14 protein-coding genes and 1 other RNA gene are annotated in these 16,146 nt (G+C 68.6%); 2 read left to right on the plus strand and 13 right to left on the minus strand.

Annotated features, from left to right (window positions below; genetic code table 11):
• Positions 1-4: 4 nt before the first annotated feature.
• From FBZ87_RS16900 to FBZ87_RS16960, 13 genes are all read right to left on the minus strand, one after another.
• Positions 5-1,471 (minus strand): UDP-N-acetylmuramoylalanyl-D-glutamyl-2,6-diaminopimelate--D-alanyl-D-alanine ligase, encoded by a 1,467-nt coding sequence (locus FBZ87_RS16900; protein ID WP_145611503.1) that lies wholly within the window; start codon positions 1,469-1,471, stop codon positions 5-7.
• On the minus strand, positions 1,468-2,964 hold the full coding sequence (locus FBZ87_RS16905) for a UDP-N-acetylmuramoyl-L-alanyl-D-glutamate--2,6-diaminopimelate ligase (protein ID WP_246134440.1): 1,497 nt from the start codon (positions 2,962-2,964) through the stop codon (positions 1,468-1,470). The genes FBZ87_RS16900 and FBZ87_RS16905 overlap by 4 nt, the downstream gene beginning before the upstream one ends.
• 106 nt (positions 2,965-3,070) lie before the next feature.
• Positions 3,071-4,822 (minus strand): peptidoglycan D,D-transpeptidase FtsI family protein, encoded by a 1,752-nt coding sequence (locus FBZ87_RS16910; protein ID WP_145611505.1) that lies wholly within the window; start codon positions 4,820-4,822, stop codon positions 3,071-3,073.
• Positions 4,819-5,508, minus strand: coding sequence for a cell division protein FtsL (gene ftsL / locus FBZ87_RS29285; RefSeq protein ID WP_186454807.1), 690 nt, complete (start codon positions 5,506-5,508; stop codon positions 4,819-4,821). The genes FBZ87_RS16910 and ftsL overlap by 4 nt, the downstream gene beginning before the upstream one ends.
• Positions 5,505-6,488 carry a 16S rRNA (cytosine(1402)-N(4))-methyltransferase RsmH gene (gene rsmH / locus FBZ87_RS16920; protein ID WP_145611507.1) on the minus strand — a complete coding sequence of 328 codons (984 nt, stop codon included), beginning with the start codon at positions 6,486-6,488 and terminating at the stop codon, positions 5,505-5,507. The genes ftsL and rsmH overlap by 4 nt, the downstream gene beginning before the upstream one ends.
• A complete protein-coding gene (locus FBZ87_RS16925) occupies positions 6,485-6,979 on the minus strand; it encodes a division/cell wall cluster transcriptional repressor MraZ (protein WP_088871857.1) in 495 nt (164 codons plus the stop codon). The genes rsmH and FBZ87_RS16925 overlap by 4 nt, the downstream gene beginning before the upstream one ends.
• Positions 6,980-7,657: 678 nt before the next feature.
• An RNA gene (rnpB, locus tag FBZ87_RS16930) (RNase P RNA component class A) lies at positions 7,658-8,087 on the minus strand.
• A 54-nt stretch (positions 8,088-8,141) separates the two neighbouring features.
• Positions 8,142-8,837 (minus strand): N-acetylmuramoyl-L-alanine amidase, encoded by a 696-nt coding sequence (locus FBZ87_RS16935; RefSeq protein WP_145611508.1) that lies wholly within the window; start codon positions 8,835-8,837, stop codon positions 8,142-8,144.
• Between the two features lie 6 nt (positions 8,838-8,843).
• Positions 8,844-9,716 carry a DMT family transporter gene (locus FBZ87_RS16940; protein WP_145611510.1) on the minus strand — a complete coding sequence of 291 codons (873 nt, stop codon included), beginning with the start codon at positions 9,714-9,716 and terminating at the stop codon, positions 8,844-8,846.
• Positions 9,713-10,243 carry a GNAT family N-acetyltransferase gene (locus tag FBZ87_RS16945; protein ID WP_145611512.1) on the minus strand — a complete coding sequence of 177 codons (531 nt, stop codon included), beginning with the start codon at positions 10,241-10,243 and terminating at the stop codon, positions 9,713-9,715. The genes FBZ87_RS16940 and FBZ87_RS16945 overlap by 4 nt, the downstream gene beginning before the upstream one ends.
• An 8-nt stretch (positions 10,244-10,251) precedes the next feature.
• Positions 10,252-10,557: a type II toxin-antitoxin system TacA family antitoxin gene (locus FBZ87_RS16950; protein ID WP_211106970.1), complete on the minus strand. Its 306-nt coding sequence runs from the start codon at positions 10,555-10,557 to the stop codon at positions 10,252-10,254.
• A gap of 52 nt (positions 10,558-10,609) precedes the next feature.
• Complete coding sequence (locus FBZ87_RS16955; protein WP_145611514.1) at positions 10,610-12,427, minus strand: ABC-F family ATP-binding cassette domain-containing protein; 1,818 nt, start codon at positions 12,425-12,427, stop codon at positions 10,610-10,612.
• A 44-nt stretch (positions 12,428-12,471) separates the two neighbouring features.
• On the minus strand, positions 12,472-13,254 hold the full coding sequence (locus tag FBZ87_RS16960) for a TerB family tellurite resistance protein (RefSeq protein ID WP_145611516.1): 783 nt from the start codon (positions 13,252-13,254) through the stop codon (positions 12,472-12,474).
• A gap of 354 nt (positions 13,255-13,608) precedes the next feature.
• On the opposite strand from FBZ87_RS16960, the gene FBZ87_RS16965 reads away from it, so the two are divergent.
• On the plus strand, positions 13,609-14,649 hold the full coding sequence (locus FBZ87_RS16965; RefSeq protein WP_145611518.1) for an AIM24 family protein: 1,041 nt from the start codon (positions 13,609-13,611) through the stop codon (positions 14,647-14,649).
• A 62-nt stretch (positions 14,650-14,711) separates the two neighbouring features.
• Positions 14,712-16,118 (plus strand): class II fumarate hydratase, encoded by a 1,407-nt coding sequence (fumC, locus tag FBZ87_RS16970; protein ID WP_145611520.1) that lies wholly within the window; start codon positions 14,712-14,714, stop codon positions 16,116-16,118.
• The last annotated feature ends 28 nt before the right edge of the window (positions 16,119-16,146 follow it).

Below are 16,146 nucleotides of genomic sequence, written 5' to 3' on the forward strand. Positions count from 1 at the left end.
GGTCTTAGCTCCCGGAGACGGCGGGTGAGGAAGAGGGGGGCGGATGGTCCAGGGCCTTCAGGGCATCGACCACCAGCGCCATGCGGCTGCCGGCGGAACCCTTGACCATGACGATGTCGTTGGCGCGTACGGCGGCACCCACCAGCGGCGCCAGTTCGGCGCTGGTGTCGGCATGGGCGCCCCGGCGCTCGGGCGGCAGGCGGTCGAACAGATGGCGCATGTTCGGGCCGCAGGTGAAGACCAGATGGACGTCGGCCGCCACCAGCACGTCGGCCAGGCCGGCATGCAGCTTGGGAGAGTCCGGGCCCAGTTCCAGCATGTCGCCCAGCACCGCCACGCGGCGGCTGCCGGGTTCCGGTTGGGTATGGCCCAGCACATCGGCGGAGGCCGCCACCGACACGGGGCTGGCGTTGTAGCTTTCGTCGATCAGGGTCAGGCTGCCGCCCCCATGGGGATGGGTGGGCAGCGGCACGGTCTGGCGCACCCCCCGGCCCTTGACGGGCGCCAGCGTGGCCAGGGCCTGGGCGGCGGTGGCCAGATCGCCGCCGGCCGCCGACACGGCCAGCAGCACGGCCAGGCTGTTCAGCGCCTGATGGCGGCCGGGGACGGCCAGGGTGTAGCGGATGACCTGGCCCTGGATCTCGGCCGTCACATCGCTGCCGGTCGGGCCCAGATCCAGGTCGATCAGGCGGGCGTCCGCCCCGGCGGTGGCGCCGAAGCTCAGCACGTGGCCGATGCCCTGGGTGCGGGCGGCGGCCAGCAGGCGGGCATATTGCGGGTTGTCACGGTTCAGGATGGCCGTGCCCTGGCGGGACATGCCCTCGAAAATCTCGGCCTTGGCGTCGGCGATGCCCTCAACGGAGGCGAAGAACTCCAGGTGCACCGCCTCAACCGTGGTGATGATGGCGATGTCCGGCCGCGCCATGCGCGACAGGGGGCCGATTTCACCCGCGTGGTTCATGCCCAGCTCGAACACGCCGAAGCGCGCGTCGGCCGGCAGGCTGGCCAGCGACAGGGGCAGGCCCAGGTGGTTGTTCAGGTTGCCTTCGGTGGCGAAGGTGGTCCCCAAGGCGCCCAGCGCCGTGCGCAGGAATTCCTTGGTGCTGGTCTTGCCCACGGACCCGGTGACGGCGATGACCTTGGCGGTGGTGTTCAGTCGGGCAACCCGCGCCAAATCCTCCAGCGCCGCCAGCGTGTCGTCGACCACCAGCAGGGGCGCGTCGGCGGCGACGCCGTCCGGCACCTGGCTTACCAGGCAGGCGGCGGCCCCGCGCTCCAGCGCCGTCCCGACGAAGGCGTGGCCGTCGAAGTTGGGGCCCTTCAGCGCCACGAACAGGTCGCCGGGGTTCAGGGTGCGGGTGTTGATGGACACGCCGGTGGCGGCCCAGTCGGCGCCTTGGGCGCGCCCGTTCGCGGCGGCGGCGGCATCGGCCGCTGTCCATAGCACGGTTTTGGCCTGGACCGGGGTCATGCGGCACCCCCTGGGGCCATGCCCCCCCGCAGGCCCAGGACGCCGCGGGCGACGGCGGCGTCGTCGAAGGGGCGCACCTCCTTGCCCACGATCTGGCCCTGCTCATGCCCCTTGCCGGCGATGACCAGCACGTCACCGGCCTTCAGCTCGCCGATGGCCAGCGCGATGGCGGCGGCACGGTCGTCCACCTCGGTGGCGCCGGGGCAGCCGGCCAGCACCTCGGCCCGGATGGCGCCGGGGATCTCGGTGCGCGGGTTGTCGTCGGTGACGATGACGCGGTCGGCCAGGCGGGCGGCGATGGCGCCCATCATCGGACGCTTGCCCCGGTCACGGTCGCCGCCGCAGCCGAAGACGACGGACAGGCGGCCCTCCGCATGGGGCCGCAGGCTGTTCAGCACCGTCTCCAGCCCATCGGGCGTGTGGGCGTAGTCGACATAGACGGCGGCGCCATTGTCCAGCGTCGCCACCAGTTCCAGCCGGCCGCGCACGCCGTCCAGCTGCGACAGCAGACCGGCGGCGGCCTGCGGCTCGGCACCGCTGCCAATGACCATGCCCAGCGCGCACAGGGCGTTCCACACCTGGAAGCGGCCCACCAGCGGCAGGACGATGTCATGGCGGGTGCCCATGACCTCCAGGGTCAGGGCCTGACCCTGGGGCAGGGGCCGCAGGGACTTCACCGCCAGCTCGCGCGCCAGCTCGCCGAAGCTGATCAGGGTCTGCTTGCGGGCGCGCGTCAGGTCGGCCAGGGCCTGGAACTCGGGGATGTCGGCGTTGACCACGGCGGTCGCGCCGCGCGGCATTACCCGGTCGAACAGCATGGCCTTGGCCTTGAAGTAGGCCTCCATGGTGCCGTGATAATCCAGATGGTCGCGGGTCAGGTTGGTGAAGCCGCCCACGGTGACCAGCACGCCGTCCAAGCGGAACTGGTCCAGGCCGTGGCTGCTGGCCTCCATGGCCAGGTGGGTGATGCCGCCCTCTGCCAGGCGCGACAGCGTGCTGTGCAGGGCCACCGGGTCGGGCGTGGTCAGGCTGTCCTCACGCGGGAAGCCGGGGGCGATCAGGCCCAGGGTGCCCATGGCGCCGGCCTGGTGCCCCTGCAGGGACCACAGCTGCCGGGTGAACTGCGCGGTGGAGGTCTTGCCGTTGGTGCCGGTGACGGCGGCGATGGTGGCGGGCTGGCGCTTGTAGAAGGCCGCCGCCAGCAGGGCGAAGCGCCGCCGGGGATTGGCGTCCTCGATCAGGCTGACGGGATGGGGCAGGTTTTCAGGCAGCTTGGTGCCCTTGGGCGCCAGCACGGCCACGGCGCCGGCGGCCACCGCCTGGGGAATGAAGTCCCGCCCGTCGCGGGCGCTGCCCGGCATGGCGGCAAAGAGCATGCCCGGCTTGACCGCGCGGCTGTCGGCGGTCAGGCCGGTGATCTCGGGGTCCCGTTCCAGGGCCAGCGCCGATACGGCGATTTCGGTGCGCGATGCCATCAGATCGGTCAGACGCAAGGGTCCCTCTCACACGTGATGCCGGGGCGGGTTGATAGCGCGCTGCCCGGCATCGGTCGACCCCCACCTTGCGGTGCCCTGTCGTGTGGGTTTCAGGGGGGGCTGGTTAGTTGATGGTCATGGCCTGCAAAATCTCGGGATCGTTGCGGACCACCGGCTTCACCCCCAGCAGGGGTGCCGCCTGCCAGACGATGCGCTGCACCGCGGGGGCGGCGACCCAGCCGGCGGTGGCGAAGCCGAAGCTTTTCTTGGTGCCGTGCGGCTCATCCACCATGACGAACACCACATAACGCGGGTCGGTCATGGGGAAGGCGCCGGCGAAGGAGGTGCGCAGCGACTTGTGGGCATAGCCCTTGCCGCTGACCTTCTCGGCGGTGCCGGTCTTGCCGCCCACCAGATAGTCCAGCGTGTCCGCCGCCTTCAAGTCCCCCGAGCCGAAGGCGGTCTTGCCCGTGCCCTCGGTCACCACCAGGCGCATGAGCTTGCGCAGGATGGCGGAGGTCTGGGGCGAGATCACCCGGGTCTCGGGGATTTCGGCGTTGGGGTCGCGCTTCAGCAGGGTGGCCGGGCGCATGATGCCGCCGTCGACCACGGCGGCCACGGCCGAGGACATCTGGATGGGGCTGACGGAGATGCCGTGGCCGAAGGCGACGGTCAGCAGGGTGGTGGGGCGCCAGGGGTTGGGCACCAGCGGGCCGCCCACCTCGGGGATCTCCAGCGACGGGGCCTTCAGCATGCCGAAGCGGCCCATGTATTCCCGCTGCACGTCAATGCCGAACTTCTCCGCCATCTTGGCGGAGCCGATGTTGGACGACTTGCGGAAGATGTCGACCACGTCCATCCAGTAGTTCACCGGCTCATCGTCATGGATGGTGAAGCGGCCGATCTTCAGCGGGTGGCTGGTGTCGAAGGTCTCGTGCAGCTTAACCGTGCCGGTTTCCAGGGCGATGGCGGTGTTCAGGATCTTGAACACCGAGCCCATCTCATAGACGCCCAGGGTAGCGCGGTTGAACTTCGACTCGTCGTGCATCTCCCCCGGATTCTGGGGGTCGAAGTCCGGCAGGCTGACCATCGACAGGATTTCGCCGGTCTTGATGTCCATGATCAGGCCGGCGCCGCCGATGGCGTTGAAGTCCTGCATGGCCTGGGTGATTTCCTTGCGCACGATGTGCTGCAGGCGCACATCGACGGACAGGCGCAGCGGTTCCGAATTCTCGCGCAGGCGCTTGTCGAACGACTGCTCGATGCCCATCAGGCCGTTGTTGTCGATGCCGGTCAGGCCGATCAGGTGGGCGGTCAGGCTGCCCTGCGGATAGATGCGGTGTTCCTCCTGCTGGAAGAAGACGCCGGGGATGCCCAGCTTGTTGACCTCGAATTCCTGGCGGGGCGTCAGGTTGCGCTTGATCCAGACGAAGCGCTTGTCACCCTTCAGGTCCTTCAGCACCTGGCGATAGTCGAGGTCCGGCAGGGTGGCCACCAGCTTGCGGGCGGCCTCCTCCGCGTCGATCACCAGCTTGGGATCGGCGTAGGCGGACGCGGTGGCCAGCGAGGTCGCCAGCAGCACGCCGTTGCGGTCGGTGATCTCCGCCCGGGTGACGGGCAGGGGACGGGCTGTGGTGTTCTCCGCCACCGGCGGCTCCGCCTCGCGGCTGAACACCATGGTGTCGGCCAGGCGCACGCCGATGGCGCCCAGCACCAACGCGAACAGGGCGGCCGTCACCAGAAGGCGCGACCGGCCCTGCTCCAAGGCGTGGCTGGTGGGGTTGTTCAGGCGGACCCTGCCTTCCGACCTGGGGGCCTGGATGCGCTCCATGCCCGCGATGTCGAAACCGGTCAGGGAAAAGGGCGCGTCACTCATCGGGCGGCCCCCAGCTTGGCGCTCAAGGTCTGCTCCGCCATCAGGATGGGCTTGGCCTTGGGCTTGGCGGCGCTGCTGGAGGCGGAGGCGAGGGTGACCTTGCCGCCGGCCCTGTCGGCGGCGTCCAGGCTGGCCATCAGGGCGCCGATGCTGTCCACCCGCTCAGGCTGCTTCGCCGCCTTCACGGTGGGGGCCGGCTTGGTGGCGGCCTTCACCGGGGCGGATGCCTGCACGTCCGGCGCCTTCAGCGCCACGACCTGGGCCTTGGGCATGGGCGCCGGCGCGGCCTGGGCGACGGCGACCTGCACGGCGGGGGCGGCCGGCGCCGCGCTGGCGACGTAGGTGGACTCCGGCGCCGGGACGGGCTTCGCCTGGTCCGCCGGCGCGCCGGGAACCGGGGCGGGCGCCTCCGGCTTCACCGGCACGGCGGCCAGGGCCACCATCTGCTCCGCCTTGGTGGGGCGCAGGGTGGAATGCTCGGTCGCCAGGCGCTCCAGCCGGGTGGGATCGTTCAGGTAGGCCCATTCGGCGCGCAGCACCTGGATGGACTGCTGCTCCTGCGCGATCTGCCGGTTGAGGGAGGCCAGGTGCTCCTGCTCCTCCTGCACGCGGTAGCTGGTGTGATAGAGGATGCCGCTGGCGACAGTGGCGAGGCACAGCCAGACGAGCGTGGACTTGCCTATCATGCTGCTTCTCCCATGGGCCAAGCGGGGGCGTTGGTGCGTTCGGCGGCGCGCAACCGAGCGGATCGGGCGCGCGGATTGTGGCGAAGTTCAGGTTCGCCCGGGGTGACCCCGCTGCGCCCCAGAAGACGGAAGGTGGGGGCGGGGCCGCTGTGGGCGGCCGGCATGTGGCGCGACGGCGCGCCCTCCGACCCGCTGCGCTGGCGCAGGAAGTCCTTGACCCGCCGGTCTTCCAGGGAATGAAAGGAGACGACCGCCAGACGGCCGCCGGGTGCCAGCACCCGTTCGGCCCCGGCCAGGCCACGGTCCAGCTCCCCCAGCTCGTCATTCACGTGCAGGCGCAGGGCCTGGAAGCTGCGGGTGGCGGGGTCGATGCCATCCTTCTTGGAGCGGGGAACGACGCCGCGGATGATGTCCGCCAGCTGCGCCGTGGTCTCGATTCGGGACGTGGCGCGGGCGGCCACGATGGCACGGGCCACCCGGCGGGATAGGCGTTCCTCGCCCAGGCGCCACAGGATGTTGGCGATATCGGCTTCGGCGTAGTCGTTGACCACGTCGGCGGCGGTGGGGCCGCTCAGGCTCATGCGCATGTCCAGCGGGCCGTCGAAGCGGAAGGAGAAACCGCGCGCCGGATCGTCGATCTGGGGGGAGGAGACGCCGATGTCCAGCGCCACGCCGTCCACCGGGCCGATGCCGTGGGCGGCCAGCAGCTCGGCCATGTCGCCGAACCGGCCCTCGATGATGCGCAGGCGGCCGGGGAAGCGGGCCAGCAGGGGCTCCGCCCGCTTGATGGCGGCGGGGTCGCGGTCGATGCCGATGACCTGGCAATCCGCCGCTTCCAGGATGGCGCGGGTGTAGCCGCCGGCGCCGAAGGTACCGTCGACATAAACGCCGCCATCGCGCACGGCCAGGGCCGTCAGCACCTCGGCCAGCAGGACGGAGATGTGGACCTGTGGCTCAGCGGAAGTGGTCGTCTCGCTCATTGCGCACCCCCGCCATTGGACCCGGCCGCCAGGACCGAGTTGGTGCGGGCCAGGATGGTGGACAGCGAGATGTTCTGGGCGCGGCTGCGGTCGCGGCTGGCGGCCTCATGGGCGGACAGGGCGTCGGGATCCCAAATCTGGAAGGTGTGGCGGCGGCCGACGAAGGCGGCACCTTCGGTGATACCGGCGAAGGCCAGGAAGTTCTCGGGCAGGACGATACGGCCCTCCGGATCCAGGGCCAGGCGGACGGAGCCGCCGAACACCGTGGTCTCGATCAGGTCGCGCATGTCGTCGGGCATGTTGGGGTTGTCCAGCGCCTCGGACAGGCGATCCATATAGTCGACGCTGCAGGCATCGATGGCGTTGGCCTGCAGGGACCGGAAGACGATCAGCTCCGTCTGCCCACCAAGGACGCCACGGAAGGAAGACGGGACTGAAACCCGACCCTTCTTGTCGACCTTGTTCACATATGTGGACAGGAACAAGCCCATCGATCCCCGCGTCTCCAGCGCCTCCGCGCCCCACCCGATCCGGCACCAGCCCCAGTTTCAGAATGCGCCGCCCGTCCGGGTAAGACCGGATAGCCTGCGCGCCCTGTTTTTGGGTCCATATGGGGTAGCATGGGAACTTATGGGCGTCAATGGGAGGACTCGGCTCAATGCTTGTCCACACAGCGTTTTTCCACAGTTGTGGAAAACGTTCTTCTTGCCGGCGCCTCTAAATCGAACGGGTAGGTCCCGGGCCCATATATTCGTGGGTTTCCGCCGAATCTAATAGCCTTCGGATAGGGGGTACCTATCCTGTGGATAAGGTGGCGCCCGCGCAGCCGTTAGTGAAACGGCGCCCAAATCTTTTGGATAAGCCACCTTGGTTATTCGGGGGCCAGTTTTAGTCCCAAGTACTCGTCGGTTCAGGGGATGGCACCAAATATGGTGAGGAAAAAGTCATAGGCCGCCATATATAGCAGCCGGGGGCCATTTTATGGTCCTTTCCCATGAATTCCCATGCGGCGCCCAAACGCCGCCGAAAAGCCCATGCCGTCCCATCGGAGTGGAGTCATGGGACTTGTGGCGGACTTATGGCGCGTTTTCCCATGCGGTCCCATGCCCAAACCACTTGGCGAGTGGCATGGGTGGGAATGGGAAGAGGTCCCGTTTGCTGGATTCAAATCTGCCAGACGGCCTGTAAGCCGGGTTCTGTCCTCCGGCCCGTCCCCCCGTGAAGGGGCGGCGGCCGTGGGATGGCCATTCATCTGGGACGCCTGTCGCCAAGCGCCTCGCGCGACCTACCCGGGCGGCGGCTCGGAAGATGCTTTGGCCGGTTGCCCGGCCGTGCCGCCCCTATTCGATCTTGCTCCCGGTGGGGTTTACCGTGCCGCCCCTGTTGCCAGGGGCGCGGTGCGCTCTTACCGCACCCTTTCACCCTTGCCGGCCCCCCGGTCCCCCGAAAGGGCGGGCGGCAGGCGGTTTGCTTTCTGTGGCACTTTCCCTAGGGTCGCCCCCGCCAGGCGTTACCTGGCACCGTTCTTCCGTGGAGCCCGGACTTTCCTCCCCCCGACGGCTTTCGCCATTGTCGGGAGGCGGCCATCCGGCCGTCTGGCAGGCGGCGACCCTAGGCGCATCGACCGGGGGATGCAAGCGCCGATGGCGGGGATCAGCGACCGGATTGAGCCAGCAGGCTATGCAGCCGCCGCACGGTCTCTGCGTCCGCCGGTTGGCCCAGCGCTTCCGGGTGCCAATGGCGCTGGAAGGCGGCCAGCGTTTCAGTGAAGGTCGCGATGGTGGGGTCATAGCCCAGGCGCGCCAGCAGTGCGGCTACCTGATCGTCACCGCCGTCCCAAACCGGCCCGTGGGCATCGGTGGCTGGCCATAGGCCGATGCCGGCGCGGGCCAAGCCCGGCCAGTCGAACAGTTCGCCCGGGTCCTGCTTGCGGGCGGGCGCCATGTCGGAATGGGCGATGACGTTGCCGGCCGGGATGGGGTGGCGGGCCAGGATGCCCTGGCACAGCCCGATGACAGCCTGCATCTGGGCTTGCGGGAAGGGGCGGTAGCCGTACTCGTGGCCCGGGTTCACGATTTCCACCCCGATGGAGCGGTTGTTGACGTCCCCGACGTCACCCCAGGCGCCCCGGCCGGCGTGCCACGCGCGGCGGCCCTCATCCACCAGGCGCCAGACCGTGCCGTCCTCCTCCACCACATAATGGGCGCTGACCTCCGCCGCTGGGTCGCACAACCGATCCAGCGCCGCCTCGGCCGACAGCATGCCGGTGTAATGCAGCACCAGGATGTCGACGGCAGTTCCTTCCGGCCGGGGGCCGTGGTTGGGGGAAGGGCGGTCACGCAGGGCCATGGGTTCTCAGCTCGCCGTCCGGGCTGTCACCAGGCGGGGGCGGCGCAGCAGCACCACGCCCACGCCGGCGATGGTCACCAGCGTGCCCGCCGCCAGGTGCCAGGACAAGGGCTCACCCAGCAGGATGACGCCGCCGGCCACCCCGAACACCGGGACCAGCAGCATGAAGGGCATGGTCTGGTTGACGGCGTAGCGCTGCACCAGCGGGAACCACAGAACATAGGCCAGGATGGTGGAGACCAGCGCCATGAACAGGATGGAGGCCCAGGCCGCCGGCGGCGCCGCTTGAATGGCCGCCCATTGCCCATCCTCCAGCACCGCGGACATCAGTACCAGCTGCGGCACGGCGAACAGGGCCATGTAGCCGTTCAGCGTGAACGGGTCCATGGGCGGCATCCATTTCAGCTGGATGCTGGAAAAGGCGAAGGCGGCAGCGGCCAGCACCACCAGTCCCAGATGGGCGGGGTCGTCGGTCCCGCCGGGGTGGTAGGCGATGATGCCGACGCCGGCGATGGCCGCCGCCATGCCCGCCGCCCGGCGCCAGCCCAGCCTGTCCTTGAAGAACACCGCCGCCATCAGCGACGCGAAGGGCACCTGCAACTGGATGGCGACGGAGGCCGCGGCGGCGCTGCACCCCATCAGGCCGCTGAACACCAGGGGGAAATGCAGGCCGCCCAGCACGACGGAATAGGCCAGCAGCGGCCGTACATGGGCCCAGGGCAGCCGCCGCCAGGGCACCAGCACCAGCGCCACCAGCGCGAAGCGGATGGCCATGGCGGTGATGGGGTGGAACTGGCGCAGCGCGAATTTCGAGACGGAAAAATTGATTCCCCAGATGGCCACGACGGCCAGCGCCCGCAGGACGTCCAGCGGCCTCACGCGCCGCTCTCCTGGAACAGCGGCGCGATGTCGGCCAAGGGCCGAAACAATTTCCGGGGTGTATCAGGTAAAGCGAGAAAACTCATGCGTTCGTAAAAACGGTGGGCGTTGTCGTCATAAGCGTCCACGATCACGGCAAACGACGCGATTTCGCTGCGCAAACAACGGCGCAACGCATCCGCCAGCAGATATCCACCATATCCGCGGCCATGAAAACGCCTATCCACCGCCAGTCGGCCCAGCAGCGTGGCCGGCACCACCGGATAGCGTGGCAGTTTGCGAGCCGTCTCCGGCGGCAGATCCGCCAAGTGCACAGACGTGGCGGACAAAGTGTAATAGCCGGCGACTGTCCCGTCTGGCAGAAGGAGAACAAATGGCGCCGCAATGTTCTTGCGGGCGTCCTGTCCTATTTGCGTTTGGAAATAGCGGTCAAGCGCATCTACACCGCTGGCAAAGTGGCGTCGGTCATGCTGTGGGCCGAGCACGTCGACCCGCAGGGAACGCAGGAGAGGATCGGAAGCCGTCATTCCGACCGTCAGGCGCCGGTAGCGTCGCGATACCGGCGAATTGTGTCGCGCAGCCGGTCATTCACAGGCTGCGGCTTGCTCAGCGCCTCAACGAAAGCCCGGCTGTCCTGCAGCGACAGTTCCAGGCGCAGGTGCTCATCGATCGCGCGTCGGGCCGCGTCTTGCACGCTGGTTAGGACGAAGTCAGTGATCGACCGACCTTGGAGTGCCGCCGCGCGCTCAATCATATCCTTCTGCTCGGCGGTGACGCGCGCTTCCAGCCGTTCGCTGCGGGCACGGCGCCGAGGGGTATCTGTCGCGGGATGAGCCATCATATTCTCCATTCCCGCATTGTACGGCCAATGGCCGGGCATGCAAGGAAGAACCTCACGCGCCCCTCTCCAGCTCCTCCTTCAGCGCCTCCAGTTCCAGCCAGCGTTCCTCGGCCGTGGCCAGGTCCTGGTGGGCCTTGTCCAGGTCGGACGAGGCCTTCTGGAAGGCGGCGGGGTCGCGGGCGTAGAGGGTGGCGTCGGCCAGCTTGGCCTCCAGCTTCTTCACCTGGTCGCCCAGCTTGTCCATCAGGGCCGGCAGCTGGTCCAGCTCACGCTGTTCCTTGTAGCCCAGCTTGCGCTTGACCTTGGGCGCTTCCGCCGCCTTGGGGGCATCGGCCGCCTTGGAGGTGGCATTGGCGGCGGGCGTGCGGGCCGGACGCTGGATCAGATAGTCGCTGTAGCCGCCGGCGTATTCCGCCACCACGCCGTCGCCCTCCACCGCGATGGTGGAGGTGACCAGCCGGTCCAGGAAGTCACGGTCGTGGCTGACCAGCAGCAGGGTGCCGGGATAATCGCTCAGCACCTCTTCCAGCAGGTCCAGCGTGTCCATGTCCAGATCGTTGGTGGGTTCGTCCAGCACCATCAGGTTGCTGGGCTGGGCGAACAGCTTGGCCAGCAGCAGACGGTTGCGCTCGCCACCCGACAGCGCCCGGGTCGGCTGTTCCAGCATGCCGCCGTCGAACAGGAAGTCCCGCATGTAGGAGGCGACATGGCGCGGTGTGCCGCCCACCACAACGCTGTCGCCGCCGAAGGGTAGCAGCACTTGGCGTATGGTCTGGTTGGGGTCCAGTTGCGCCCGGCGCTGGTCGAACACCACCGTTTCCAGGTTGGTGCCCAGGCGGATGGTGCCGCTGTCCGGCGCCAGGTCGCCCATCAGCATCTTCAGGATGGTGGTCTTGCCCGCACCGTTGGGGCCGATCAGGCCCACCCGGTCGCCGCGCAGGATGCGGGTGGAGAAGTCACGGGCGATGATCCGGGTGTTGCCTTCCCCATCCTGGAAGCTTTTGGCGACGTTGGTTGCCTCGATCACCAGCCGGCCTGAGTTCTCGGCGTCCGACACCGCCAGCTTCACCTGGCCCTGGCGGTTGCGGTCCGCCCGCTCCTTGCGCAGGCCCTGCAAGGCCCGAACCCGGCCCATGTTGCGGGTGCGCCGCGCACTGATACCCTCGCGCAGCCATTTCATCTCCACCGCGATCTTGCGGTCCAGCTTGGCGTAGGCCAGATCCTCGGCCGCGAACACCTCGTCCCGCCAGGCTTCAAACTCGGCGAAGGGGCGTTCCGTTTCGCGCATGGTGCCGCGATCCAGCCACATGGTCTTGCGCGCCAGGGTGTTCAGAAAGGCGCGGTCATGGCTGATCAGCAGCAGCCCGCCGCGGAAGGCCTGCAGCGCCTTTTCCAGATATTCGATGGTGGGCAGGTCCAGGTGGTTGGTCGGCTCGTCCATCAGCAGGACGTCGGGGTCGCTGACCAGGGCCTGGGCGATGGCGGCGCGGCGGGCCTCGCCGCCCGACAGGGTGGCGGCCGCGCGGTCGCCGGGCAGGTTCAGCTCGTCCAGCACCGCCTGTACGCGATAGGGCGCATCCTCCACCAGTCCGGCGCTGACGAAGTCCGCCACCGTGGCATGGCCGCTGAAGTCCGGTTCCTGATGCAGGTAACCGATGCGGGCACCCGGCTGGATATAGCGTTCGCCCTTGTCCAGGTCGACCACGCCGGCCAGGGCCTTCAGCAGGGTGGATTTGCCGCTGCCGTTGCGGCCGACCAGGGCGATCTTGTCCCCGCGACCGATGGTGACGTCCACGCCCTCGAACAGGATGGTGGCGCCCAGGGTGATGTGGGCGTTCTTCAGGGCGACGATGGGCGGGGTGGGGGCCATGGAAGCGATAAGCTCTAGGGTACGGGTTACTGAGGGATGCGGGTTTACTGGTGCGGGCCGGCGGGCGCACTGGCCCGCTGGCTCTGGATCTTGTCATAGGCGGCGTTCAGCGCGGCCGTCTTTTGGGTAGCGACGTCCACGAACTCCGCCGGCAGGCCTTGGGCCATGACGGTGTCGGGATGGTTGTCGCGCAAGGCCTGGCGCCAGGCCAGCTTGATTTCCGCATCGCTGGCGGTACGGGCGACGCCCAGCACGGCGTAAGGGTCGTCCAGCGGGTCCTCGTACCCGCAGGCGGCGCCGCCGTGGATGCGGCGGATGCCCTCGAACGTCGCCTCGGAAATGCCGAAGATGCGGGCGACGTCGGCCAGGAAGGTCAGCTCCGCCGGGTGCAGGCTGCCGTCGGCCGACGCGATGTGGAACAGGCAGCCCAGCAAATCCTCCAGCACCGTCGGCCGGTCCCGGAACATGCCCGCCAGCTGCCGGGCATAGGGCTCGAAGCCCGCGCTGTCGCGCTTGGCCAGGTCGAAGATGCGGCCGACGTTCCGCGCCTCCTCCGCCGGAATTTGGAAGACGCGCTTGAAGGCGTCGATCTCCGCCCGGTCCACCACGCCGTCGGCCTTGGCCATCTTGGCGCCCAGCACGATGACGCCGATGGTGAAGGCCATGCTGCGGGTCTGGTCAGGCTGGCCGTCCGGGCCCGGGGGGGCTGACGGCTGCGACGCCCAGGCGTCGGCGGCATGTCCGGCGGCCACGCCCAGCAGTGCGCCCAGGGGGCCGCCAATGGCAAAGCCCGCGACACCCCCCACCACCTTGCCCCAGATGCTCATCGCTTTCAGCCTCGGCCACAGCCGGCCCCACCGGAAGCGGGGGGCCGGGCCGCACCATAGCTGCCCCATCCATTCCCGCCAATGCCCCGAACCGACCGTGATCATGATGCGCGCGTCCTTCGGCAGGTAAGGACCGGCGCCGGGCCGGCCTTATTGGAAAGACGCACAGGCCGGCGGAATATTCCCAAAGCCGCCGTCACGCCGCGAACCTGCGGCAAAGGGGGCCAGATGGCCGGGCGGGAATGGGGCCAGCGCTGGTGAGGGGGGCGCCATCTTGGTAAAAGGGGGCGATACCAAGGGCCGGTCCGCGGGGGACACGAACGGCCTGGTTGAACAGAGAAGGGGTGCGTTGCCATGACGGAATGGTTCTTCCACAACGGTCAGCAGCAGGCGGGCCCCCTGGATGACGCGGCGGCGCGCAATTTCGCCCGCGCCAATCCGGGCGCGCACTGCTGGCGGGAAGGCTTCACCGACTGGCTGCCCGTGGGCCAGGTGGCGGAGCTGTATGGCGGCACCGCCTCATCCCCGCCGCCCCCGCCCCCGCCGGGCGGTGGCGGCATCTGGGGCGCCTTCGCCGGCGGTGGCAACCCCTTCACCCCGCCGCCGCCCGGCCCGGCCAGCGCCCTGGACTACACCATCCACGGCCATGAGATGCAGTATGTGGAGGTGAGCCTGGCGCCCGGCGACAGCGCCATCGCCGAGGCGGGCGCCCTGCTGTACAAGGACGCCAGCGTGGACATGAACACCATCTTCGGTGACGGTTCCAGCCGCGACGGCGGCAGCGTGCTGGACCAGCTGTGGGGCGCGGGCAAGCGGGTGCTCTCCGGCTCCACCCTCTTCACCACCGTCTTTACCCAGCGTGGCAGCGGTCCGGGCACGGTGGCTTTTTCCGCGCCCTATCCCGGCACCATCTCCGCCCTCAAGCTGGCAGACTATGGCGGCCGCCTGATCTGCCACAAGGACAGCTTCCTGGCGGCGGCGCGTGGCGTCGCCATCGGCATCTATTTCCAGCGCCGCATCCTGACCGGCCTGTTCGGCGGCGACGGTTTCATCATGCAGAAGCTGGAAGGCGACGGCATCGTCTTCATCCACATGGGCGGCACCCTGGTGGAACGCACGTTGCAGCCGGGGGAAGTCATCCACGTGGACACGGGCTGCCTGGCCGCCATGACCGCCGACATCGATTTCGATGTGGAGCAGGTGGGCGGCATCAAGTCCATGCTGTTCGGCGGCGAGGGCCTGTTCTTCGCCCGGCTGCGGGGCCCCGGCAAGGTGTGGCTGCAAAGCCTGCCCTTCTCCCGCCTGGCCGGCCGCATGCTGGCCTCGTCCCTGGTGGGAACCCGGGAAGAGGGGGGTGTGTTTGGCGCCATAGGCAACATCCTCGACAAGCGCTGACATGGCGGGGTCCGAGGGGATCCGGGTAAACTCCGCCCCTCACCAGCCTGGAGAGCATCGAAATGGTCCTTGAAGCCAAACAGGGCACCCGCACCGAAACCGACAGCTTCGGTCCGTTGGAGGTGCCGTCCGACCGCTACTGGGGCGCCCAGACCCAGCGGTCCCTGGGCAACTTCAAGATCGGGGGGGAGCGCATGCCGCCGGCCCTGGTCCATGCCCTGGGCATCCAGAAGCAGGCGGCGGCCCAGGCCAACGTGAAGCTGGGGGAACTGGACGAGGCGCTGGGCCGCGCCATCATCCAGGCGGCGGCGGAGGTGGCGGCCGGCAAGCTGGACGACCACTTCCCCCTGGTGGTGTGGCAGACCGGTTCCGGCACCCAAACCAACATGAACGCCAATGAGGTCATCTCCAACCGTGCCATCGAGTTGCTGGGCGGGGAGATGGGGTCGAAGAAGCCGGTGCACCCCAACGACCATGTGAACCGGGGCCAGTCGTCCAACGACAGCTTCCCCACCGCCATGCACATCGCGGCGGCGGTGGAACTGCACCGCACCCTGGTGCCGGCGCTGGAGCATCTGCGCGACGCCCTGGCCGCCAAGGCCGAGGCGTTCAAGGGCATCGTCAAGATCGGCCGCACCCATCTGCAGGACGCGACACCCCTGACCCTGGGCCAGGAATTCTCCGGTTATGCCCAGCAGCTGGCCTATGGGGTGGAGCGGGTGAAGGCGGCGCTGCCGGCGCTGCTGCGCCTGGCCCAGGGCGGCACGGCGGTGGGCACGGGCCTGAACGCCAAAAAGGGATTTGATGCCGCCTTCGCGGCCGAGGTGGCGGATCTGACCGGCCTGCCCTTCGTCACCGCCCCCAACAAGTTCGAAGCGCTGGCGACGCACGACAGCCTGGTGGAGGTGTCGGGCGTGCTGAACACCCTGGCGGCCTCGCTCATGAAGGTGGCCAACGACATCCGCCTGCTGGGCTCCGGCCCGCGCTGCGGCATCGGGGAGCTGAGCCTGCCGGAGAACGAGCCCGGCAGTTCCATCATGCCCGGCAAGGTCAATCCGACGCAGTCCGAGGCCATGACCATGGTCTGCGCTCAGGTGATGGGCAACCACACCACCGTCACCATCGCCGGCGCCACCGGGCATTTCGAACTGAACGTCTTCAAGCCCGTCATCATCTACAACGTGGCCCAGTCCATCCGCCTGCTGGCCGACGCCGCCGTCAGCTTCACCGACAATTGCGTGATCGGCATCACGGCGAATGAGGACCGCATCGCCAAGTCGCTGCACGAAAGCCTGATGCTGGTGACGGCGCTCAACCCGCACATCGGCTATGACAAGGCCGCCAAGATCGCCAAGAAGGCGCACGCCGAAGGCACCACCCTGAAGGCCGCCGGCCTGGCCCTGGGCTTCCTGACCGAGGCGGAGTTCGACGCCTGGGTGAAGCCTGAGGACATGATCCACCCCAGCTGAGATCCGGGATCGGGCAAGGGGAGCTAAA

Origin of the sequence: Nitrospirillum amazonense, from assembly GCF_007828035.1 — a bacterium.
Lineage (GTDB): Bacteria > Pseudomonadota > Alphaproteobacteria > Azospirillales > Azospirillaceae > Nitrospirillum > Nitrospirillum amazonense.